Source organism: Lacrimispora sp., assembly GCF_031982545.1.
Taxonomy (GTDB): domain Bacteria; phylum Bacillota; class Clostridia; order Lachnospirales; family Lachnospiraceae; genus Lacrimispora.
Map to the genome: position 1 here is coordinate 305,404 of NZ_DALYXB010000006.1, position 21,811 is coordinate 327,214.

At 41.4% G+C, this 21,811-nt stretch carries 21 protein-coding genes; 18 read left to right on the plus strand and 3 right to left on the minus strand.

The annotated features are described in order from the left end of the window. Positions 1–35: 35 nt before the first annotated feature. Both ABS301_RS12490 and ABS301_RS12495 read right to left on the minus strand, forming a co-directional pair. Positions 36–794 carry a response regulator gene (locus ABS301_RS12490; protein ID WP_349672527.1) on the minus strand — a complete coding sequence of 253 codons (759 nt, stop codon included), beginning with the start codon at positions 792–794 and terminating at the stop codon, positions 36–38. Then, a complete protein-coding gene (locus ABS301_RS12495; RefSeq protein WP_349672528.1) occupies positions 772–2,649 on the minus strand; it encodes a cache domain-containing sensor histidine kinase in 1,878 nt (625 codons plus the stop codon). The genes ABS301_RS12490 and ABS301_RS12495 overlap by 23 nt, the downstream gene beginning before the upstream one ends. Positions 2,650–2,840: 191 nt before the next feature. On the opposite strand from ABS301_RS12495, the gene ABS301_RS12500 reads away from it, so the two are divergent. From ABS301_RS12500 to ABS301_RS12535, 8 genes are all read left to right on the plus strand, one after another. Beyond that, positions 2,841–4,172, plus strand: coding sequence for an ABC transporter substrate-binding protein (locus ABS301_RS12500; protein WP_349672529.1), 1,332 nt, complete (start codon positions 2,841–2,843; stop codon positions 4,170–4,172). A 12-nt stretch (positions 4,173–4,184) separates the two neighbouring features. Beyond that, a complete protein-coding gene (locus tag ABS301_RS12505) occupies positions 4,185–5,063 on the plus strand; it encodes a carbohydrate ABC transporter permease (RefSeq protein ID WP_349672530.1) in 879 nt (292 codons plus the stop codon). Then, entirely contained in the window at positions 5,063–5,881 is an 819-nt protein-coding gene (locus tag ABS301_RS12510) for a carbohydrate ABC transporter permease (RefSeq protein WP_349672531.1), read from the plus strand. The genes ABS301_RS12505 and ABS301_RS12510 overlap by 1 nt, the downstream gene beginning before the upstream one ends. Positions 5,882–5,897: 16 nt before the next feature. Further along, entirely contained in the window at positions 5,898–7,973 is a 2,076-nt protein-coding gene (locus ABS301_RS12515; protein WP_349672532.1) for a beta-glucosidase family protein, read from the plus strand. A gap of 11 nt (positions 7,974–7,984) precedes the next feature. Further along, entirely contained in the window at positions 7,985–10,237 is a 2,253-nt protein-coding gene (yicI, locus tag ABS301_RS12520) for an alpha-xylosidase (protein ID WP_349672533.1), read from the plus strand. A gap of 107 nt (positions 10,238–10,344) precedes the next feature. Beyond that, the gene (locus ABS301_RS12525) at positions 10,345–10,749 is read left to right on the plus strand and encodes a BlaI/MecI/CopY family transcriptional regulator (RefSeq protein ID WP_349672534.1); all 405 of its coding nucleotides are present in this window, start codon (positions 10,345–10,347) and stop codon (positions 10,747–10,749) included. Between the two features lie 15 nt (positions 10,750–10,764). Beyond that, a complete protein-coding gene (locus tag ABS301_RS12530; protein WP_349672535.1) occupies positions 10,765–12,600 on the plus strand; it encodes a M56 family metallopeptidase in 1,836 nt (611 codons plus the stop codon). 39 nt (positions 12,601–12,639) lie between these two features. After that, positions 12,640–13,569 carry a hypothetical protein gene (locus ABS301_RS12535; RefSeq protein WP_349672536.1) on the plus strand — a complete coding sequence of 310 codons (930 nt, stop codon included), beginning with the start codon at positions 12,640–12,642 and terminating at the stop codon, positions 13,567–13,569. 99 nt (positions 13,570–13,668) lie between these two features. Here ABS301_RS12535 and ABS301_RS12540 read toward each other — a convergent pair whose 3' ends face one another. Then, positions 13,669–14,166 carry a transcriptional regulator gene (locus ABS301_RS12540; protein ID WP_349672537.1) on the minus strand — a complete coding sequence of 166 codons (498 nt, stop codon included), beginning with the start codon at positions 14,164–14,166 and terminating at the stop codon, positions 13,669–13,671. Positions 14,167–14,489: 323 nt separating this feature from the next. On the opposite strand from ABS301_RS12540, the gene ABS301_RS12545 reads away from it, so the two are divergent. The 10 genes from ABS301_RS12545 to ABS301_RS12590 all read left to right on the plus strand — a co-directional run bounded on the left by ABS301_RS12545 (position 14,490) and on the right by ABS301_RS12590 (position 21,802). After that, positions 14,490–14,900: a hypothetical protein gene (locus ABS301_RS12545; protein ID WP_349672538.1), complete on the plus strand. Its 411-nt coding sequence runs from the start codon at positions 14,490–14,492 to the stop codon at positions 14,898–14,900. Between the two features lie 128 nt (positions 14,901–15,028). Continuing rightward, positions 15,029–15,223 carry a hypothetical protein gene (locus ABS301_RS12550; protein WP_104433678.1) on the plus strand — a complete coding sequence of 65 codons (195 nt, stop codon included), beginning with the start codon at positions 15,029–15,031 and terminating at the stop codon, positions 15,221–15,223. After that, positions 15,224–16,561, plus strand: a complete 1,338-nt coding sequence (locus ABS301_RS12555) for a phage tail sheath family protein (protein WP_349672539.1) — start codon at positions 15,224–15,226, stop codon at positions 16,559–16,561. Positions 16,562–16,574: 13 nt separating this feature from the next. Next, positions 16,575–17,045, plus strand: a complete 471-nt coding sequence (locus ABS301_RS12560; protein ID WP_104433682.1) for a phage tail tube protein — start codon at positions 16,575–16,577, stop codon at positions 17,043–17,045. Positions 17,046–17,054: 9 nt separating this feature from the next. After that, positions 17,055–17,471 (plus strand): phage tail assembly chaperone, encoded by a 417-nt coding sequence (locus ABS301_RS12565; RefSeq protein ID WP_314464662.1) that lies wholly within the window; start codon positions 17,055–17,057, stop codon positions 17,469–17,471. 11 nt (positions 17,472–17,482) lie between these two features. Then, a complete protein-coding gene (locus tag ABS301_RS12570; protein WP_349672540.1) occupies positions 17,483–17,620 on the plus strand; it encodes a hypothetical protein in 138 nt (45 codons plus the stop codon). Positions 17,621–17,630: 10 nt separating this feature from the next. Further along, complete coding sequence (locus tag ABS301_RS12575; RefSeq protein WP_349672541.1) at positions 17,631–19,793, plus strand: tape measure protein; 2,163 nt, start codon at positions 17,631–17,633, stop codon at positions 19,791–19,793. 8 nt (positions 19,794–19,801) lie between these two features. Then, positions 19,802–20,524, plus strand: coding sequence for a hypothetical protein (locus tag ABS301_RS12580; RefSeq protein ID WP_349672542.1), 723 nt, complete (start codon positions 19,802–19,804; stop codon positions 20,522–20,524). Next, complete coding sequence (locus ABS301_RS12585) at positions 20,521–21,522, plus strand: XkdQ/YqbQ family protein (protein WP_349672543.1); 1,002 nt, start codon at positions 20,521–20,523, stop codon at positions 21,520–21,522. Before ABS301_RS12580 ends, ABS301_RS12585 begins: the two co-directional genes overlap by 4 nt. After that, positions 21,509–21,802 (plus strand): DUF2577 family protein, encoded by a 294-nt coding sequence (locus ABS301_RS12590; RefSeq protein ID WP_349672544.1) that lies wholly within the window; start codon positions 21,509–21,511, stop codon positions 21,800–21,802. The genes ABS301_RS12585 and ABS301_RS12590 overlap by 14 nt, the downstream gene beginning before the upstream one ends. Positions 21,803–21,811: the final 9 nt, after the last annotated feature.

Below are 21,811 nucleotides of genomic sequence, written 5' to 3' on the forward strand. Positions count from 1 at the left end.
GAACGGCAAAATCAGCAGATACAGCTGTCAAAATTTCAAGCCTTATTCCTGTATTCACTGGGCTGGATCCCCACACAGGATTTAAAAACTCTGCTGAAATAAGCACTGTCCGGATAACCGGATAATTCCCCCACTTTCTGGACCTCCATATCCGGATTATGCAGCAGCAACCGTTTTGCCTCATTGATCCGCAGTCTGGTCAGGTACTTGGATGGCGTTTCTCCAGTCCTCTTCTTAAATATTTTTCCAAGGTATTCCGGTGTAAATCCGAACCTTTCACTCATTTCCTGAAAAAAGACTTCCTGCTTATAATTCTCCTGAAGATATTTTTCCATAAGTCCGCAGATGGACTCCTGACTCAGCCTTTCATTTACAGTACAGTAAGACTCCAGTGCGTTAGTCTCGGATTTCATGGTAATCAGAAGCTTTTGAAGTGACTCAAAAAGGCTTTCTGCAGTGACCGGTTTTAATAAATAATCCACGACTCCATAGCGGATTGCGGATTGGGCGTAGGAAAAATCATTATATCCGCTTATAATAATCACTTTAGCACTGGGGTGGTTTTTCTTTAGATAGCTTGCCAGTTCAATCCCGTCACACTGGGGCATACGGATATCGGTTATGATGAGATCGGGACAGTTTGTTTCTGTTAATTCTATGGCTTCCAGTCCGTTGGCGGCTTCACCGGCCAGCTTAAGAGGTAAATTTAAGGAAGTGATTTTCTTGATCAGGTTTTTTCGAATGAGGCCTTCGTCTTCCGCCACAAGATAACTATATCTCTGGATGGTGCTCATAATATTCCTCCTTTGATTGATAAATAGGGCCTCCCACTATAAAACTGGTTCTATTGGGACTGGAACAGTCAATTTGAAAAACTGCTTCAGTTCCGTAGAGAAGTCTTAGGCGCAGGCAGACATTTTTAAGTCCCATATTTCCGATTTGCAATGAATTCCATTCTTTATTCATATCCAGGTTTTCATAGAGTCTTAACAGTTCTTCTTTCTTCTCTTCACTTAAGAGTCCTCCATTATCCTCAACCTTCAGATACCACCGTTCATTTTTCGTATACGATGCAATGGTCAGCTGCCATGGTGGGGCAATCTGGAATCCGTACTTGAAGGCATTTTCCACAATTGGCTGAATAATGAGTTTTGGGATATGGAATTCTTCCGTGCCTTCTTCTATATTCATGGTATAGGTAAAGCCTTCGTTATAACGCATCTGCATGCAGTTTAAGTAACATTCTGTATATAGGATTTCCTCTTTCAGTGGGACAATCATTTCCCTTGAGGATGAAATGTAGCGAAAGTAATCACATAGGTAACTACACATTCGTACGATGTCCTCATTCATATTTTCTTCTGCCATAACAGAGATGTTTGTCAGGCAGTTATAAAGAAAATGAGGATTGATCAGTGACTGGGCCGCCTGAAATTTGGCGCGGGTTTCTTCTGATTTTGATAATAAAACTTCCTGTGAGGTGGAACGCAGCTTCTCGTACATACTGCGGATGGATTCACAGAGAAGGGAAAGTTCCTTTATACTGCTGTCGGCGGAGGTCAAATTAACCTTTTTTTCATCCAGTACCCGGTTGATGGTAATCTTCCCCGTGGCTGCCGTCAGCTTTTCCAGAGGAACGGTCAGGCGCTTGGAAATAAAAAAACAAAGAAACAGGGTCACAAGGATGGAGACTGCTCCGATCAGGAAAAATGTTGTGCGGAAAAGGGATAGTGATCTATAAAATGCAGATTGGGGCCTGACCAGGATGACAGTCCAGTCGTAGCCTTCGATGGTCTGGTAGGAATAAAGAAATTTTTCGCTGCTACCTGTACTGATGATTCCTGCCTGGCTTTCCGGTAAGGAAGCCTGGGTTATGATGGAGTAATAGTCCGGGTAGGAAGAATTGGAGGCATATGGATATACCAGCTCCTGCCTGTTATTGTAGATAAATACATGGCTGTCCGGGTTCTGATGCTCAAGCTGGGAGGAAAGGGAAAAAATCCTGTCACAATCCTGGACAACTTCAACAATTCCCTCCGGTGTGCCGTCAAAGTCCAGAAAAAGACGCACCAGGGAGATGAATTTTTGTGATTTCTGATTTTCCCCTTTTGCAGGCAGTTCTTTGTTTATCACTGGTGCAGTTATGTATTTATGTCCGTTTAATGCAAGAGTCTGGGAGTACCAGGGCAGACGCTCTAAATCTACAGAAGTGGTTCTAAGCCAGTAACCGGCCTCAACGCAGGAACCGTCCATGGTATATAAGTTGATTTCGGAGGCACTTTGATATGCTCCGATCATAGCTGTGACAATATCATGGATTGCCATCGCTTTTTCCCGGGAAGCGGCCAGATCTGTGGGCGCCGAAGCATATTTTTGGTATGAGGTGGAGAATTCCCTGAAGTTCATTTTAATCGCATTGGAATATACGATATTCATGGAAATCGATGAGAGGTTGTCTAGCTGGGTTCTTACGGAGCTTTCTACTGAAGCGCACATGTTTTCCAGATCCTTGGAAGCATCCTTTAATGCATTTTTGCGGTAATGGCTATAAGTAAATACAAAGAAAATGACCAGCAGTATCAGGATAAGAAGACCATATATAATAAAGAGATACCATTTTTGGGAATATTGTTTTCCTGACCATTTCATAGAAAAGCACCTCCCTTCGTGAACAATATTATACAATGTAGTTCAAAAAAATGCAAATGACAGTTTGGATTTGTCTATTCTGCCCTTCGCAGCCTTGTGGTATTATGAAATTATAACAAATGATTATTTTTATTTAGCAGTATATTTAAGAAAAGTAACAAGTCTAAGTGTGGAGAGTAAAGGAGAAGGTCATGAAAAAAAGCGGAAAGAAATTAATCAGTCTGACTTTGGCGGCAATTCTGGCAGCAGGTATGACAGCGGGGTGTAATACGGGAGCCAGCAGCACAAAAAGTGGTGACAACGGTGGCACGAAAAAGAATGTTACGCTGACATTTGGCAGTCACCAAAGCGGACTTCCTACCTCAGGTATTGTTCAGGAGCTTGCCAAGGAGTTTGAAGGAGAGACTGGAATCAAGATTGATTTTCAGATTTCCCCGGATGCCCAGTGGAGAGATTTAATCAAGGTAAAGCTTGATTCAGGAGAGGCACCGGATATTATCTGTGTGGATACACCAATCAGCCTTGTTTCCAGTATTCACATGGATCGGTACTGTGCAGAACTGACAGATCAGGCCTGGGTAAACCGGATGGATGCAAGTGCAAAATCGGCAGTTTCTGTTGATGGTAAAGTATATGGGATTACCTTTCCAGGGGCAAAAATGTATTTTTACCTCTATAACAAGGACATTTTCAATAAACTGGGGCTGACGGTTCCTACCAATTATGCGGAGTTTAAAGACGTCTGCCAGAAGATTAAGGATTCCGGCACTACGCCAATTTATGAAGCTACCACCAATGGCTGGCATCAGGTACTGCCACTGTTTGAAACAGGCGGATTATGGCTGGCACAGGATCCTGATATTTATCAGAAATTAAACGACAACAAAATCGATCTGGATCAGATTCCCGCACTCTCTACCATTATTGGTCAGTTGGATGAATGCGCCAGGGCAGGATATTTTGGAGACGATTACTTAAGCAATGCATGGGAAAATGGAAAAGAAGCAATGGCATCCGGCAGATGTGCCATGACAATTGCGGAACTGGGTTACCGGGGGCAGATTGACGCCGATTATCCTGAATTTAAAGCTTCAGAAAAATTAGGTGCTTTTGTAATGCCATGGGGCGACAATCAAACCGTTGGAGTGAACCCTGCAAGCAATGCTTATTTTATTAACAAGGACGGTAAGCATGTAGAGGAAGCAAAACAGTTTTTTGAATTTCTCTCAAGACCGGAAAACTTACAGAAACGTCTTGATGGACAGCCGGAACTCAGCAATTTATGCTGGTCTGAGATTAAGAGCAAGTATTCGGAAGAGGATCAGAAGTTTCTGGATTCCTTAAAAAAGGCGAACGTGGTTCAGACCTCAGTTAATTACATAGACAGTCAGTGGATGGATGTAGGAAAAGATTTGGAATCCATGTATACTGGCGCAATGACACCTAAGGATGTGCTCGACTCGATTATGAAACGGCGTACGGAGCAGGCAACGCTTCAAAAAGATCCGGGTTGGGTAAAATAAAGGAACGATGAAATGAACAGAAAAAAAATATACCCCTGGTACTATGCTGCCGGCGCAGCCATTCTCTTCTTTCTCCTGTGTTTTCTTCCGGGAGTGCTTGGAATTGCCTATTCCTTTACAGACTGGAATAATTTCAGCAATGAGATTCATTTTGTAGGGCTGGCAAACTATAAGACAGTTTTTCATGGAAATTCGGAATATATGAAATACATAGTGAATACCCTTTGGTTTACAGTTGCAACAACGGTATTAAAAACGGTTGTGGGTCTGGCACTGGGGCTTCTATTAACCCAGACCTTCATTAAAGGGAAAAATCTCCACCGTATGATCATATTTTCACCCCAGGTCATGTCCTATCTGGTGGTAGGTCTGGTTTTTCGCAGCATGCTTCATCCAACCACAGGCTTTATAAATAATTTTTTAAGAGGCATTGGTTTGGGAGGACTGGCAAAGAACTGGCTGACTGATTTAAAGTTTGTTTTTCCAACTGTAATCTTAGTTGATACCTGGAAGGGTATGGGATATATTATGGTGATTGTCATTGCGGGGCTGCTTTCGGTAGCCCCGGAATACTACGAGGCTGCCAGCATTGACGGAGCCAGCTTTTTTAAGAAGTTTACCTGTATAACTCTGCCGCTTTTAAAACCGGTTCTTGTAAATGTAACCGTTTTAAATGTGACTTACGGTCTGCGGGTCTTTGATATGATCTATTCCCTGACAAACGGCGGGCCGGGGAATGCAACCGGAGTGATTAATACGGCAGTATATAAAGAATTTTCCAAAGGCAATCTGGCCATGGGTACCACTCTTTCCAGCATATTATTTCTTGTAGTTCTATCCCTTTTATATTTCATTATCTGGTCCATGGAAAACAAGGAGGTAGAAGTCTGATGAAGAAGAGTCTTGTATCCATCGTGGGTAATCTGGTTTCATTTGTAATCAGCCTGATTGTATTGCTTCCGCTGGCAGTCTTATTTATCAATTCTTTTAAAACCTCAGCGGAAGCCAACCGGATGACCCTTTCTCTTCCTAAAAAATGGGTGGTTGAAAATTATGTTACAGTGGTTGAGAAAGGAAAGCTGTTTTCGTCTTTTTTAAATGGTATTCTATATGCTTCCTGCAGCGTTGTGATAATTGTTGTTCTTGTGTCCGCAGCCGCTTTTGTAATTTCCAGGAATCAGAAAGGGATTAACCGCTTTTTGTATTATTTTATTATTTCAGGCATTGCAGTGCCTATTAACAACGTAGCACTGATGAAGGTTCTTCAGGTTCTGCATCTGGTAAATACGCGGATTGGTATTATTCTTTTATACGCCGCAATTAATATTCCTTTAAGTCTTTTTCTTTCCTTTGGATTTATTGCGACGATTCCCAGGGAGATTGATGAAGCGGCGGTGATTGACGGGTGCAGTCCCAGACAGCTGTTTCTAAGAGTAATTGTGCCGTTAATCAAGCCCATTATGTCAACGGTATTCGTATTGGAATTTATGACGGTGTGGAATGATTTTACCATGCCCCTGTATTACTTGAATAATTCGGGAAAATGGCCCATGACTCTTGCTGTCTACAGCTTTTTCGGAGCATTTGAGAATTCTTGGAATCTGGTGGCAGCCGATATTATTTTAACACTGGCACCAGTTCTGATCGTATTTATACTGGGCCAGAAGTATATTGTAGGAGGTGTATCCGCTGGTTCGGTTAAGGGATAAGCTACAGGAGGTTTTCATGGAAAGGCAAGAGATAGAGAAATTAGTAAAAGAACTGACATTGGAAGAAAAGATAGAGATGATACATGGGCAGGGGATTTTTCATACGGGCGGAGTAACGCGGTTTCATATTCCACCTCTCTGGATGTCCGATGGGCCAATGGGTGTGAGAAGAGAGCTTGAAGATGATAACTGGAATCCCAGCGGAACTACAGATGATTTTGTTTCCTATTTACCGTCCAATACGGCTCTTGCATGCACGTGGAACCGCAGACAGGCAGAACAGATGGGGCGCGTTTTGGGAGCAGAGGCAAGGGGTAGGGGAAAAGATGTAATCCTGGCTCCTGGAATCAATATAATCCGCACCCCGCTTTGTGGCCGCAACTTTGAATATATGAGCGAAGACCCATATCTGACTGCCCAGCTGGCAGTTCCACTGATAAGAGGAATTCAGGAAAATGATACAGCTGCCTGCGTGAAACATTTTGCAGTGAACAATCAGGAAACAAACCGGCTTACTGTCAGTGTGGAGGTTAGTGAACGGGCGCTGCGGGAAATCTACCTGCCAGGTTTTGAAGCAGCAGTAAAAGAGGGGAAGTCCATGACCATTATGGGAGCTTATAATAAGCTGAGGGGAGTATTTTGCTGCCACAACCCATATCTTCTTCGGGAGATTCTTCGTAAGGAATGGAATTTTGACGGGGTCGTGATTTCTGACTGGGGCGCTGTTCATAATACATTAGAAGCTGCTTTAGGCGGGCTTGATATTGAAATGTCAGTTACCAATGATTTTGATGATTATTATATGGCAGATCCACTTTTCAAGAAGGTGTTGGAGAAAGAAGTGGATGAGGAAATCATAAATGAGAAGGTCAGACATATTCTTAATTTAATGAATCGTCTGTCCATGCTTGGAGAGAAAAGAAAAAACAGAACTCCAGGAGTGTTTAATATGTCAGCTCATCAGGAAGCGATCCGGTCCTGCGGGGAAGAAGCGGTGGTTCTGTTAAAAAATGAGGAGGATCGGCTCCCATTAATACTGGAAGGAAAGAAACGTCTGGCAGTCATTGGTGAAAATGCAGCCGCTCTCCATGCCATGGGAGGCGGAAGTGCCGGAATCAAAGCATTGTATGAGATTTCGCCTCTCATGGGGCTTAAGATTGAGGCTGGCGGTAATATAGGGGTTGATTATGAACCCGGAGTGGGGCCAGAGGGAATTAAAAAGGCTGAGATTCTGGCAGCAGAATGTGAGGATGTGATAGTCTTTGCCGGTTTGAATCATCAATCAGATGTGGAAGGGCAGGATCGGAAAGATATGAAAATTCCTGCTGGTCAGGAGGAATTAATTTCGGCAGTGTTAGATGTCAATGAAAATGCTGTTATCGTTGTTCTGGCGGGATCACCGGTGGAATTAGAAGCCTTTGCAGACCGTGCCAAAGCAATTGTCTATACCAGTTACAATGGAATGGAGGGAGGACGGGCGCTTGCGGGAGTTCTATTGGGCAATGTGAATCCCTCCGGAAAGCTGCCGTTTACGTTACCAAGGTGTCTGGAAGACTGTCCAGCCCATAAACTGGGGGAATTTCCGGGGGATGAGATAGTTGTTTACAGGGAAGGCGTATTCGTAGGATACCGTTACTTTGAATCAGAAGAGGTTTCCGTAAGATACTGCTTTGGTCATGGATTATCTTATACAGAGTATGGATATGGGAATCTTAGCGTTGAGAAGACCAGTCAGGGTTACCTGGTAAAGGCAGACGTGGAGAATTGCGGAAACCGTGCTGGTCTTGAAACCGTTCAGGTTTATGTCAGGGCAGCGGGGGAAACGATAAAGCGGCCTGTCATGGAGCTGCGGGGGTTTGATAAAATATTATTAGAGCCTGGAGAAAAAAGAACACTGGCATTCTGCTTCACTGAAAAAGATTTTTCCTATTACAATGAAGAGTTAAAGTGCTTTGCAGTGCCTGAGGATGAGTATGATATTTGTGTGGGAAGTTCTGTTTCGGATATACGCTTAAAGCAGCGGATAGAAGTTGACAAATGCGTGCTGGAGGCAGAAAAATCAAATGGGCCAGAAACTGATTCATTCAGGTAAGGAGAATAGATATGAAATTCACCAATGGTTTTTGGAAAATAAGAGATGAAATTACACCCCTCTATGCTGTTGAGTATGGAGGGAGCCGGATCAATGGAGGGGAATTAACCATTTATGCTCCTGGGAAACAGATCAAAAGCAGAGGAGACATCTTAAACCTGGGGATGCTGACAATACGCATTACCAGTCCCATGGAAGATGTATTGAAAATCTCTGTCTCCCATTTTGAAGGAGCGGCAGACCCTGGGCCTTTTACAGTAATCGAAGAGTGTGATCCCAAGGTAAGTATTGATGAATCAGAGAAATATATCATTTTCCAGACAGGCAGAACGAAAGCGGTTGTTGACAAACGGCCTGATTCCTGGGGGATCCGATTTTTAGATGGGGACAGGGAGCTTACCAGTACTGGCTTAAAAAATATGGCCTATATGAAAAACCGGGACAATGGAAAAAGCTATATGGTGGAGCAGCTGGCACTTGATGTGGGAGAATATGTTTATGGGATGGGTGAGCGGTTTACACCGTTTGTTAAGAATGGGCAGATCGTGGAAATGTGGAATGAAGATGGGGGAACTGCCAGTGAAATCGCCTATAAAAACATCCCGTTTTATCTTACCAATAAGGGTTATGGTGTTTTAGTCAGTAATCCGGGTGATGTGTCCTATGAGGTTGCCAGCGAAAAGGTGGAGCGTATCCAGTTTTCTTTGGAGGGCGAGCGTCTGGACTATTATATCATGAATGGCGGCACACCCAAAGGCACTATTAAAAAATACACGGATCTAACCGGAAAACCCTCACTTCCTCCTGCCTGGTCCTTTGGACTGTGGCTTACCACATCCTTTACTACGGACTATGACGAGGATACCACCTCAGGTTTTATTGATGGAATGGCAAAGCGTGATATACCCCTGCAGGTTTTTCATTTTGACTGTTTTTGGATGGAAGCATATGAGTGGTGTAATTTTACCTGGGACGCTAAGACATTTCCAGACCCAGTCGGAATGCTGAAACGTTACCATGAAAAAGGGCTTAAAATCTGTGTTTGGATCAACCCATATATAGCCCAGAAGTCCCCTCTGTTTAAGGAGGGAATGAAAAATGGCTATTTCATTAAAAAGAGAGATGGTTCTGTATGGCAGACTGATATGTGGCAGGCAGGTATGGGTGTGGTGGATTTTACCAATCCTGATGCAGCTGCCTGGTATCAGGAAAAGTTAAAAACCCTTCTTACTATGGGAGTTGACTGCTTTAAGACGGATTTTGGTGAAAGAATTCCAGTAAAAGATATTGTATACCACGATGGGTCTGATCCGGTGCGGATGCATAATCACTATACATATTTATATAACAAAGCTGTCTTTGAACTTCTTGTAAAGGAGCGGGGAGAAGGTGAGGCAGTTTTATTTGCCCGTTCCGCTGCGGCAGGCAGTCAGAAGTTTCCGGTTCATTGGGGAGGAGACTGCTCTGCTTCTTATCCTTCCATGGCAGAGACCCTTCGGAGTGGTCTGTCTCTGGCATGTTCCGGGTTTGGTTTCTGGAGTCATGATATTGGTGGTTTTGAGAGCACTGCAACCGCTGATGTATATAAACGCTGGTGCCAGTTTGGTCTCTTAAGTTCACACAGCCGTCTTCATGGATCTTCTTCCTACCGGGTTCCCTGGTTGTTCGACGAGGAGGCCTGTGATGTACTCCGGAAATTTGTTAAACTGAAATGCAGGTTAATGCCCTATTTATACAGGCAGGCAGTGGCAGCCCATGAAAATGGGATTCCAGTCATGCGACCCATGTTTATGGAATTTCCTGAGGACCGGTCATGTGAGGTTCTTGACAGACAATATATGCTGGGGGACAGTCTTCTCGTAGCTCCTGTTTTTAAAGAATCAGGAGAGGTAGAATATTATCTGCCAGATGGGAAATGGGTGAATTACCTGAGTGAAAAGGTGATGGAAGGAGGAAGCTGGAAGAAGGAAACATTTGATTATTACGGTCTGCCGGTTTTAGTAAGAGAAAATAGTATAATAGCGGTTGGCAGTTGTGACAGCAGGACTGATTATGAGTTTGGTGACGGAGTAGAATTCTGGCTGTCTGTATTTGAAGATGGGGGGATTTGTGAAACATCGGTTACTGATTTAAGCGGCAAAGTTGTGATGAACATCAAGGCAGTTCGGGAAGCAGATGTGATCCGGCTTTCTGTAGTAGGCGGAAACGGAAACTGGAGTTATAAAGTTCTGGGAGCACAAAACGTAAGAGTTCTTACAATTTAATGAACCACTTGACATTTAACATCTACAGATGTAGACTTTAACCATAGTTTACAATTGTAGATGTTAATTTTTTGGATAAAATATGTTATTAGGAGGTGGAAAAGTAAGTGGAAGAAATTCCCAAAATATCAGAAGCGGAGTGGCAGGTAATGAAACTGCTATGGAATTCAAGCCCCCTGACATCAGAGAAGATCATTCAAAGCCTGTCACCCAAACACAGATGGTCCGAGCAGACGATTAAAACTTTTATAACGCGGCTTGCCAATAAAGAAGTCATAAGCTACGAGAAGAAGGGCAGGACTTATTACTATTATCCGTTATACTCGAAAGATGATTACATAAAATCTGAGAACAAAGATTTTTTAAAAAGAGTATATGATGGAGCACTTGGCCTGCTTCTGACTAAATTTTTAGAGGATAAAGATTTGTCAATGGATCAGATTGAACAATTGGAACGTGTTTTAAAAGAAAAAAGAGAAAGTAAATCATCCGATGAATCTGAAGATCTGTAAGGAGAAAACGTTGATATGGAGTTTTTAACAAGGGTTTTTCTATGCTTTTTAAGGTCATCTCTGTCAACTGGTATATTTATTTTACTGGTTATGGCAATTATAATGCTGTTTGGTGAGAAAATGAATGTGAGAATTAAAAATGCGTTGTGGGTTTTGATCCTGATCAAGCTGTTGATTCCTGTGTCCGATCATATAGATTCAAATTTATTCAGTATCTTAAATCAGAGATATCTCACGCTGGTTCAATCCGAGCAGATTGTCACAAGCGGCAGCGCAGGCATGAACCAGCCGCTCTCAGACATGAATAGCAGTATGACGGATGAGGCTTCTGAAAACAGTGAGAACAATAACTTTCTCCCCGCCATTTTACAGATAGCATCCGTTATATGGCTGACCGGAGTTGTATTGCTTAGCATTTTTTTGTTAATTACCAACTATAATTTCAGGCGTAAAAACTTAGGCACAACCAATACTGGTGACGGGAAAACGCTTGCATTGATACAAAGATGGAAGGCAAATTTATCAATAAAACAAGAAATCAGAGTTGTGATAAATGACCGGATTAAAAGCCCATGTATTACTGGAATTATAAAACCCACAATTTACATCCCAGAGTATATTCTTAATATCAGTAATTCCAATCAGATATCCCATATTTTTATACATGAACTTGTTCATTTTAAAAGAAAAGATGTACTTTATAATTTGCTCAGTATCATAGCGTTATTAATCCACTGGTATAATCCCCTGGCATGGATTGCAGTTAAAAAGATGAGGATTTACAGAGAGTGTACCTGTGATGCCTGTGTGCTGGAACTCCTTAATGAAGATGAAAACATTGAATATGGAATGACTCTTCTCAATATTTCCAAATCTTATTTTAATAAGAATGAATATACCCAGATGCCCATTTACTTTGAAACCAATAATCAAATGAAGGAAAGAATAAATATGATCAAAAAATTTAGCAAAGGTTCCAATAAGGTTACATTTAAAATGGCTTTGAGCTGCGTCATTGCCGCCTGTATTATATTATCCAATAATTTACAGGTAAAGGCGTTAAACACGGAAAACATGATTCGCTCAGTCTCAAACGGGCCAGGTCTGAAGGTTGGGTGGTATCAGCAAAATGACAAATGGTATTATCGAGGCGAGTTATTGAAAGATGAAGAAATGGTAGTAGGGAATGTATCGGATGACTGGTTATTTGATACTGGATTGTGGTACTATTTCGATAAGCAGGGGGTCATGGTTCATGATATCACTCTCACAATTGATGGTAAAAACTACGATTTTGCAACGGATGGTCACTGTACAAATAAAATAGAAACTGGCTGGCAGCTGGATTGTAATGACAAATGGTACTTTTTTGATGAGAACGGAGTGATGTTAAAAAATACTACTGTAAATGGAAAAAATTTGGACGAAAATGGTATACTAATACCAGAATCAAGTTTCATTTCAGAAGATAAAAGTAAATATCCGGGGTGGTACCAGCAAAATGACAAATGGCGTTGTAAATTAGGGGGTGAAGATTTAGTAAGCACCTGGTTAAAGACCGGCAATGGTAAGTGGTTTTATTTTGATCATCAGGGAAATTTAGTCTTCAACACCACATTAAGAATTGGCAGCAAAGATTATGTATTTGCAGACAATGGTCTATGTACGAATAAAAACCGGGGATGGGAGTATTATGATGGAAAGTGGCATTATTACAACGAAAATGGAGAAGTATTGAAAAATACAGTTGTTGATGGTTATAAGATTGATGGGGACGGATATAGGATTGAAACAGGAAATTCAAATACATCGGCTGTGGAGGATCATTCGCGTGTCGTTGGTATGAATTAAATAAATTTCTATAAATAAATGTATGCAGGAGGGAATGATATGTTTTGTGGCAGTAAGACTTTGATTACTTTAGGTACAGCTTTTTTTATTATGGCAGCTCCGTTTACTTCTATGGCGGCTTCCAGTACAATCAATGATGTCTCGGTGAATATTATATCAGCTGGAGGAGCAGCAAGCGGAGATGGTAATTTAGATGTGGTGGTTACAACCGATTCCGATATGTATCACTTAGATAAAGTATATGATATAGATGAGCCAGATGGTGATTTTAAGGATATTGACCGGCCAACGCTTGTGGTTCGGATCAAGACTGATGGCAATTATACTTTTTCTAATCGGGCTGTAAAAAATATAAAAATTACCGGAACCAAAGGAACCGTGATCGGCGGACTGATGAATGAAACAGATATGAAGATATATATCATATTTGATGCGTTAAATGACAATAACGGCAACCATAGCCTGAATGTAATTGATCTTATTGTAAATGGGATGAAATGGGATAAAACAAACGGGATGGTGAGCTGGGATGCGGTGAGTGAAGCCGATGAATATCAGTTAAGACTTTACCGTGGCAGCGGATTGATCAGCTCATTTATTACGAAAGACCCTAACTATGATTTATCAGCTTATATTACAAAAGAGGGTAAGTATTCCTATCAAGTCCGTGCAGTAACGGATTCCTCCCTCAAGGGAACATGGAATAAGTCAGATGCTTTCCAGGTGACTACCGAAGATGCTTCAAGAATCAGTTTTGGCAAATCGAAGAAGGGTCTGGAAGGTCCTGGAAGCCGTTGGCAATATAAGAATGATAAATGGTATTTTATGAATGAATCAGGAACTATGGTTACCGGTTGGATCAATTGGAAATCAAAGTGGTATTACTGCGGTAATGATGGTGCCATGTGCACCAATACAACGACCCCGGACGGATATAAAGTAGGTAGTGATGGGGCGTGGGTGGAATGATAATTGCTTTATAGATTGGTATAACATACAACCCCCTCCTGTTCACCAGGAGGGGGTTGTATGTTAAGAGTAACAGTCAAATGACTTCCTATATCCTATCTATTCATCAAAAAAAGCGTTATCATATTCTCTCATTTCATCAGTCACTTCTATGTCAGTACGTTCATGAGCTGCATTGGTGAGAAGATGGCGATTGTTTTCTTCTTCCATGAGCTGTATTTGGTAAAGATTCTTACTGTAGTCAAGTACTTTCCTTTTATTAGCACTATTAAGCTTATTATAATTAATAAAAAGCTCATTATCAGAGGAAAGAACACTGGCTTTATGCTCGTTTGAACCAGGAGTCTGCACTCTTTCCATAGGTACATCAAAACCCATTAACCAGGCCTCACTCACATTAAGAGCTTTACCAAGTACAAACAGTTTCTTCTGGTTAGGTTCTGTTTTACCAGCGCAATATTGGCTGATATCAGATTTATTCATCTTAACGTTATACATATTGCAAAAAGGAATTGCCAGATTTAATATGTCGGTCTGACGCAAATTTTTATCTTCCATAATTTTTTTTAATCGAATAGCAGTATTTTCATTTTTCATTATATAAACCGCCTCTCTCTATATAATATATCATATGTTGAATAAAAGTTCAATACAACAATCTTTAAGTTTAAATAATTGAACTTTTGCATTGACAGAAGAATCTAATCATGTTATGATACGGATAGTTCAAACTATTGAACTCCAGAACTAACAAATGAGCCACACAATATAAAACAATGGTCTAGATAGATGTGGTTTATTTTTTGTTAAAATAGTTCAAAGTATTGAACATAAAGGATTGCCTGGAATATAGTTTGGCAAATATCAATGATGAGCGACATGACTGTGAATAAAGCAAAAATATCAGGGAGGATAAAAGAATGGGAAATGTCAGACCTTTAAATTATAGCAAATACGGAATCAGTAAAAACCGTTTCTGGGAATTGTATTTTTGGTGTCTTCAATATGGAGAATGGAGAGAGGAACTTAAGTATAAAACAGATACAGTTAAATCTGTGAGAATTGCCAGCATGCCATCATCTCATAGTCCGGTGGATGTTACACAGCAGCTTGCAATCAGAAGGGTAATGCTTGAGCAGAACTGTAAGCTGATCGAACAGACGGCTATAGAAACAGATGCGGACATTTACAAATATATATTGAAGGCTGTGACAGAGGAAGATATTACGTATGAATATTTGCGAATGATAATGGAAATTCCTTGCAGTCACAATACATATTATGACAGGCGCCGTAAATTTTACTGGCTTCTGGATAAAAGAAAAAATTAAGATTGGTAATCAAGGGACAAATCAACATGCTATATTAGTAGTATGAAAAAGGGTTTCCACACAGGAGACTCTTTTTTATTATTATTCGCTGCCTTAAAAAACAAAAAAGAAAGGGGAAAGAATCAAAGATGTCAAAAGCAAAAGACACAAAAAAAACGGTGAGAGAACCGGTAAAATTTAATAGGGAGGCACTTCTTGCAAGCAAGGAATTTTCCGGATATCAACCGGACTTTGCAAAGGTGCTTCTTACAAAACCGGAGTACACGCTGGAAGAAGCAAAGGAAATTCTTGATAAATTTTTTGAAAATAAGGAGGAAAAGTAAATGGCTGGAGGAACATGGACATCTCAAAGTAAAAAGCAGCCGGGTGTTTACATTAATGTAAAATCAAGTATGGAGCAGTCGGTTAAAGTAGGGGATAGGGGAATTGTAGCAATTTGTGAACCATTATCATGGGGACCAGAAGGAGAACTTATGACAATCACTGCTGGGGACGATTTTACATCATACATTGGTTACCCTGCAACTTGTGATAAGTCATTGTTTTTAAGAGAGATTTTTAAAGGAAGTGAGCGTACAAGCGGACCTGCGAAGGTTATGCTTTACCGTCCGGCTGGGGAAGGCTCGGCAAAGGCCACGGCTGTTATTGGTGAGCTTACTGTTACTGCAAGATATCAGGGTGTACGTGGTAATGATATTTCCGTTTCACTTACCCAGAACCCGGATGAGTCAGGAAATTATGTAGTACGAACCATTGTAGAAGGATCAGTAAAAAATACTCAGACAGGAAAGACTGTTTCTGATTTAAAAGGAAACGACTGGGTTGCTTTTTCAGGCAGCGGTAACCTGGCAGCTTCTGCTGGAACTTCTTTAACAGGAGGAAGCGATGGTACAGTAAAAAATGCAGAGTACTCCACCTTTTTAACTGCCCTGGAATCCCGCAATTTTCAGATTCTTATCTATGACGGCGCTGACAGCACAATTAAGGAAGCGTATACAGCCTTTATTAAACGGATGCGTGAAAATTCAGGAAGGAAGTGTCAGGCAGTTATGTCTGGTGCTGAAAGTGATACGGAGGCAGTCATCTCTGTTAAAAACGGGGTAGTGCTTTCAGATGGAACTACACTTACCCCACAGAAGACAACCTGGTGGGTTGGCGGTGTGCAGGCAGGAGCAAAATATACGGAATCACTGGTTTATGCCCAGTATCCCAATGCAGCAGATGTATCTCCACGTCTGACATCAGCAGAAGTTGATGAAGCGCTGGACAAAGGGCAGATTGTATTTTTTGAAGAATTTGGTTCCGTTAAGATCGTGTCAGATATTAACACACTTACTTCTTACACGGCAAACAAAGGAGAAGCATTCAGCTTAAATCAGGTGATTCGGACTGCTGATACTCTTACCAGCGATATTTATAAGAATTTCTCCCAGAACTTTGTTGGGAAGACCCAGAACAACGCTACGGGCCGGGACTTATTAAAATCCTGGATTGTGGGGTATTTAAATGAGATTCAGGCAAATGGAGGAATCCAGAATTTTGAATCTGATGATGTGACCGTAGAAGCGGGAAATGCACTGAATGCAGTTTTAATAACACTGGCAATTCAGCCGGTAGCTGCAGTGGAAAAAATTTATATCATAGCAACCCTGACGGATTAGGAGGAGGTATATTATGAGCTTTTTATTAGAACGCGATGCTTTAAACGGAAAGGCCGGAAGAGCCTTTGCAGTAATAGACGGACGCAATGTGGAAATGTTCGGATTAAAGAAAATTCAGGCAGATGCAGAGTTTCAGGAATCTGATTTTAAGGTGGTTGGAACCAATCTGGTACAGAAAAAGACTTCAGGCGTTTCCCTTACCGGTTCTGCCACGGTGTACTATGGCACACCTGAATTTTTAAACATGTTGAAAACTTATTTAAAGACGGGAGCACTTCCGTACTTTACAATTCAGATTACCAATGAAGATGAAGGCAGTTCCATTGGCAGCCAGACGGTAGCTCTTTATAACGTAAAGCTCCAGAAGCTCCCCATTGCCATGCTGGACGCAGATACAGAGTTTTTAACAATGGATATTGCTTTCAGCTTTACTAACGTAGAAGTATTAAACGCATTTTCAACCCCGGTTCAGCTGGGAGAATAGGAGGATTTTATGAGTGCATTAAAAGCATTTTTACAGCCATCAGTGGAGGGAGTAACCAAAGAGGTAATTATTTCTGAACGTTTTAAAGGAGAAGATGGGAAGCCTGTCCCATTTGTGATCAAAGCTATTTCCCAGAAGGAAAATGAGAAGCTTGCCCGCATGAGCCGGAAAACAGCAAAGGTTGATGGTGTTCCGGTAGAGAAAACAGATAGCATTCTTTATACCAGAAGACTGATTCTTGCATGTGTACAGGAGCCGGATTTCAGCGATCAGGAAATGTGTAAATATTACGGAACTGAAGATCCCCTGGAGGTTCCTTCCCAGATGCTGAGCGTGGGAGAATATAACCGTTTATCCAATGCAATTCTGGAATTAAATGACATGAAGAGCATGGGAGAGAAGATTGAAGAAGCAAAAAACTCTTAAACGGGGGAGATATGGACGTGCAGTTGGCTTACTACATGTTTGTTAACCACGGCCGCTTCCCCGGAGAGGTTGCCAGGCTTCCGGAAAACGATAGAATATTAATGTTCCAGATGGCGGTAAAAGAAATTAAAAGCCGACCTAAGAAGTAGAGGAGGAACAATGGGAACGATAACAGGAGAATTAGTAGTTAGTGACCAGTTCAGTGAATCTTTTTCCAGGTTCATTGACCTTGGGAATTCTTCGGTGGAGCAATTGGGGCGAATCGGCCAGGCTGCTGTAAAAACTGAATTGACCATGCGCCGTTCCATGGGTGGAGCGGCCGGTGCAATAATCGGAAATATAAGACAGTCAAGCAGTGAGACAGTAATGCAGTTAGATCGCATTACTGCCTCAATTGAGAAAATGGGAGAAGATTCCCAATTTGTGGCAATTCAAGGGATGAATGAAATCAATGAAAACATAAAAAAGGTGGTTGCAAATACTACAAAGGCTGAGGAAGAGCAGGATGAATACAATATAAGATTAAAACAGTCAGTAGAATTTGGTAAAAAATTAAAGGACACAATTAAAAAAATAGGATCGCTGGGTGTAACAGCTGGAAAAGGGCTGATTGGATTATCGGATAAGATGTCTCAGTCAAATACCCGTGTAAATGGAATGAACAAAAGCTTTCACCCTTCTGAAAACGCTTCAGCAGAGGGAAATGGAGCTGCCAGCAATGATCTGGAGGAAACCAGCCGGATACAGGAACTCATTTATCAGTCTGCCCAACGAACCAGAATGAGCTATCTAGGAACTGTAGATGCAGTGACCGCCTTAGCAATGGGGGCAGGAGATGCCTTTTCCAGCAGCGACGAAGTTGTTGCGTTTGCAGAAAATATGAATAAGCAGCTAAAGTCGGCAGGGGCCAGCCAGCAGGATGCTGCTTCTGCGTCTGAACAACTAACCAAGGCACTGGGAGCCGGAGTGCTTACAAGTGAACAGTTTAATGCGGTTTCTAGCACGGCGCCCAATATTATTCAGACAATTGCCGATTATATGGGAAAACCTGTAAAAGAAGTCAGGAAACTGGCTGCCGAAGGAAAAATCACCTCAGACATTGTAAAAAATGCCATGCTTGGTGCAACGGATAATATAAACGAAGAGTTTAAGAGTGTGCCTATGACATGGACTAATGCTTGGGAATTAATAAAAAATGCGGCAACTTATTCACTAAGCGGGGTTACGGAGAACATCAATGAATTCTTAAACAGTGATAGTGTACAGAAAGCCCTTGGGGGAATTGTAGGCGCAATTGATATTCTGGCTGATGTAGCGGAAGGAGTAATTGGAATGCTGACGACTGGTGCTGGGTTTATAGTTGATAATCTGGGATTTATTCTGCCAGTACTTGCAGCTATCGGAGTAATGCTTGCTATTATAAATAGTGCTGCAATAGCAGTAGCATTGTCAACTGTTGGAGGAGCACTGGCTACAGCAGGGGCCTGGATTGTTGCAAACTGGCCGTTACTGTTATTTATAGCCGTTCTGGCCAGCGCTTTTATAGCTGCCCAAAAATTAGGCGTTGGAATGGAAGAAATAGGCGGTTGGGTTGGGCAGATTTTTGGAACCATCTATGCGGTTGGATATAACATTTTTGTTGCTCTTTGGAATGTCATTGCTTCATTCGCTGAATTTTTTGCAAATGTTTGGAACGAACCGTTAGGCGCGACAGTCCGAATGTTTGCAGATGTATTTGATGGTATTCTTGGTATTGTAGAAACAGCTGCAGGTGTTATAGATGCAATGCTTGATAGTGATCTTACATCTGCAGTTTCCGGATTCAGGGATGAGGTAAAATCCTGGGTAAAAGAAAACTTAGGCGAAAATGATATTAAAATAGAAAGAATGAATAACATTGATGTAAAGGAAACAGCAGCAGCTAGTGGAGAATTTTTTGAAAAAATAGGTGGAAAAATTGATAATTTTAAATTCGATCCTATTGAGACCATAAGTAAATATACAGGAACCTTGGACGGAAATAAAGATGGCTACGGATCTATGACGGATAACATAGGAAATGTATCAGGTGTCGATAAAGTGGGCAGCGTAGAAAAAATCAATCAGGATGTAAACATTGCTGATGAAAATATTAAGCTTCTCAGAGATTTATCAGAGCGGCAGTATGTTGCCCTTGTCAATCTGACGGTACCACAGACCAATGCGACCATTAACCAGACTGTACATGGCGGAGGCGGATCTGATGTAGATTCCATAGTGGGTGCGCTAAACAATATACTTGGAGTACAGCAGTCAGTCAGCAGCAATGTATTAGTAACCTAGGAGGAATTATGCGAAACAGATATAAATTTTTTGCAGATATTGGTGGAGACACCATAGAATTCCCTGTCAATCCAAAAGAGTATACCATTTCATATCCGGCCGATCATAAAACCTACGACATATTGGATATAGGTGAAATTATAGTTCCCAGGCTGCCTTCTTTAATGGAGGTATCCTGGGACTCCTATTTCCCGGGAAACAGTGATGATCCGTTGATATACGGACATGACTGGATGGAGCCAGGGGACTATGTGGAAGCCATAAAGGATGCCATGGATAATCAGGAAATATGTGATCTTGTCATAAGCCGGTATAATGCAGGCGGAGGCAGGATGTATGATACCAATATCAGTGCAGTAATTGCAGATTTTGAAACAACGGAAAAGGGTGGGGAAGCAGGGGACGTATACTACAAGATTAAGTTCAAAGAATACCGGAATTACGCACCTATAAAAATACCCCTGCAAAATAATAACAATACAGACAGTTCTTCCACTTCCGAAAATTCACAAAGAGCCCCATCCCCAGCTTTGGAATTAAGGGTAGGAGCCGCCGTTATTGCAAATGGCACCTACTACAGCAGCAGTTATGGGGATAAGCCGACTGGTACGGCTAATAACTTATCTACTGTTGTCTCAAGGATTATTCCAGATGCTTCCAGACCTTATCCAATTCTGATCGGGGGAAGCCGTGGCTGGATTAAGGCAGATCAGCTGCAGGTGACCGGATGAGTTATAAACTTCTGGTTTTGAATACTGAAACCAACACCTTATTTGATTATGCCCCTGTGACCGAAAGCGTCACCTATACAACCAACAGAAACGGAAGTGCCGGTACACTGACATTTACTTTACTTAAAAACCAATCCCTAAACCTTACGGAAGGTGCAAGAGTTCAATTCTATGTTGATGGAAAAGAAATCTTCCAGGGATTTGTTTTTGTTATTGAGCAAAACCGCTGGGAAGAGATATCAGTTACGGCCTATGACCAGCTGCGGTACTTAAAATGCAATGCAAGCTACAGCTTTATAAATAAAACGCTTGGGGAAATCATTCAGCAGATTGCAACGGATATGGAGCTTAATACGGGTGTTCTGGAAAATACCGGACACTCGTTTGATAAGCTGACAAAGGAAAATACTTCATGTCTGGATATTATTGAGTATGGACTTATGTTAACTCAATATAAAACTGGAAAAACCTTTGTATTTTATGATGATTTCGGAAAGCTATGCCTTAGGGAAGCCCAGAATATGAAATCAGATATCCTGATTGGAGATGGAAGCGTTATAACCGATTACACCTATAAATCAGATATTGATACAGATACGTATAATCAGGTAAAACTGGTGAAATCAAATAAGGAAACCGGTCAGATAGACAATTACATATTTAGAGATCAGACAACAATTAAAAAATGGGGATTACTCCAGAATTTTGTTAAAGTGGATGAGAATCTAAATGATGCCCAGATCAGTGAGCAGGGAAATATTATGATGGCATATTATGACCGGGTATTAAAAACAATAACCATAAACGGTGTAGGCGGAGCAACGGATTTAAAAGCGGGTGCAATGGCTTACTTTAAACTTAAGGATGTACCAGAACTGAAAAACAGGTACTTGTTAATTTTGGATAAAGTAAAGCACACTTTTTCCGTCGGGGAACACACAATGAACCTGGAAGCCAGGATTGTTGATAAGGAGGTATATTTGGGTGGAATTAATTGAAAGATTGCAATCCATTATTATTGATACAACAAGAGCCCTGGATTTACTTGATACTGGTTATGCGACTGTTATATCGGCCTCACCTCTTACACTTTGCATAGAGGCGACAAGGTTAAATGTTACGGAACCGGTGGCAGTGATGACAGATAATGTACGATACAAGGCTGTTACCGTTCAGGGAGAAACTGTAGTAATTAATAAAGGTCTGAAGCCAGGAGATAAGGTTTTGTACTTAAAAGCCAACTCCGGTCAGAGCTACATAGTAATTTCGAAAGTGTAGGTGAAGAAA

Coding starts and splice junctions, on each gene's coding strand:
- ABS301_RS12580 (WP_349672542.1), top strand. CDS start 19,802: ATGCGAAACAGATATAAATTTTTTGCAGATATTGGTGGAGACACCATA.
- ABS301_RS12535 (WP_349672536.1), top strand. CDS start 12,640: ATGTTTTGTGGCAGTAAGACTTTGATTACTTTAGGTACAGCTTTTTTT.
- ABS301_RS12510 (WP_349672531.1), top strand. CDS start 5,063: ATGAAGAAGAGTCTTGTATCCATCGTGGGTAATCTGGTTTCATTTGTA.
- ABS301_RS12575 (WP_349672541.1), top strand. CDS start 17,631: ATGGGAACGATAACAGGAGAATTAGTAGTTAGTGACCAGTTCAGTGAA.
- ABS301_RS12545 (WP_349672538.1), top strand. CDS start 14,490: ATGGGAAATGTCAGACCTTTAAATTATAGCAAATACGGAATCAGTAAA.
- ABS301_RS12555 (WP_349672539.1), top strand. CDS start 15,224: ATGGCTGGAGGAACATGGACATCTCAAAGTAAAAAGCAGCCGGGTGTT.
- ABS301_RS12490 (WP_349672527.1), bottom strand. CDS start 794: ATGAGCACCATCCAGAGATATAGTTATCTTGTGGCGGAAGACGAAGGC.
- ABS301_RS12515 (WP_349672532.1), top strand. CDS start 5,898: ATGGAAAGGCAAGAGATAGAGAAATTAGTAAAAGAACTGACATTGGAA.
- ABS301_RS12585 (WP_349672543.1), top strand. CDS start 20,521: ATGAGTTATAAACTTCTGGTTTTGAATACTGAAACCAACACCTTATTT.
- ABS301_RS12540 (WP_349672537.1), bottom strand. CDS start 14,166: ATGAAAAATGAAAATACTGCTATTCGATTAAAAAAAATTATGGAAGAT.
- yicI (WP_349672533.1), top strand. CDS start 7,985: ATGAAATTCACCAATGGTTTTTGGAAAATAAGAGATGAAATTACACCC.
- ABS301_RS12560 (WP_104433682.1), top strand. CDS start 16,575: ATGAGCTTTTTATTAGAACGCGATGCTTTAAACGGAAAGGCCGGAAGA.
- ABS301_RS12550 (WP_104433678.1), top strand. CDS start 15,029: ATGTCAAAAGCAAAAGACACAAAAAAAACGGTGAGAGAACCGGTAAAA.
- ABS301_RS12495 (WP_349672528.1), bottom strand. CDS start 2,649: ATGAAATGGTCAGGAAAACAATATTCCCAAAAATGGTATCTCTTTATT.
- ABS301_RS12530 (WP_349672535.1), top strand. CDS start 10,765: ATGGAGTTTTTAACAAGGGTTTTTCTATGCTTTTTAAGGTCATCTCTG.
- ABS301_RS12570 (WP_349672540.1), top strand. CDS start 17,483: ATGGACGTGCAGTTGGCTTACTACATGTTTGTTAACCACGGCCGCTTC.
- ABS301_RS12505 (WP_349672530.1), top strand. CDS start 4,185: ATGAACAGAAAAAAAATATACCCCTGGTACTATGCTGCCGGCGCAGCC.
- ABS301_RS12500 (WP_349672529.1), top strand. CDS start 2,841: ATGAAAAAAAGCGGAAAGAAATTAATCAGTCTGACTTTGGCGGCAATT.
- ABS301_RS12565 (WP_314464662.1), top strand. CDS start 17,055: ATGAGTGCATTAAAAGCATTTTTACAGCCATCAGTGGAGGGAGTAACC.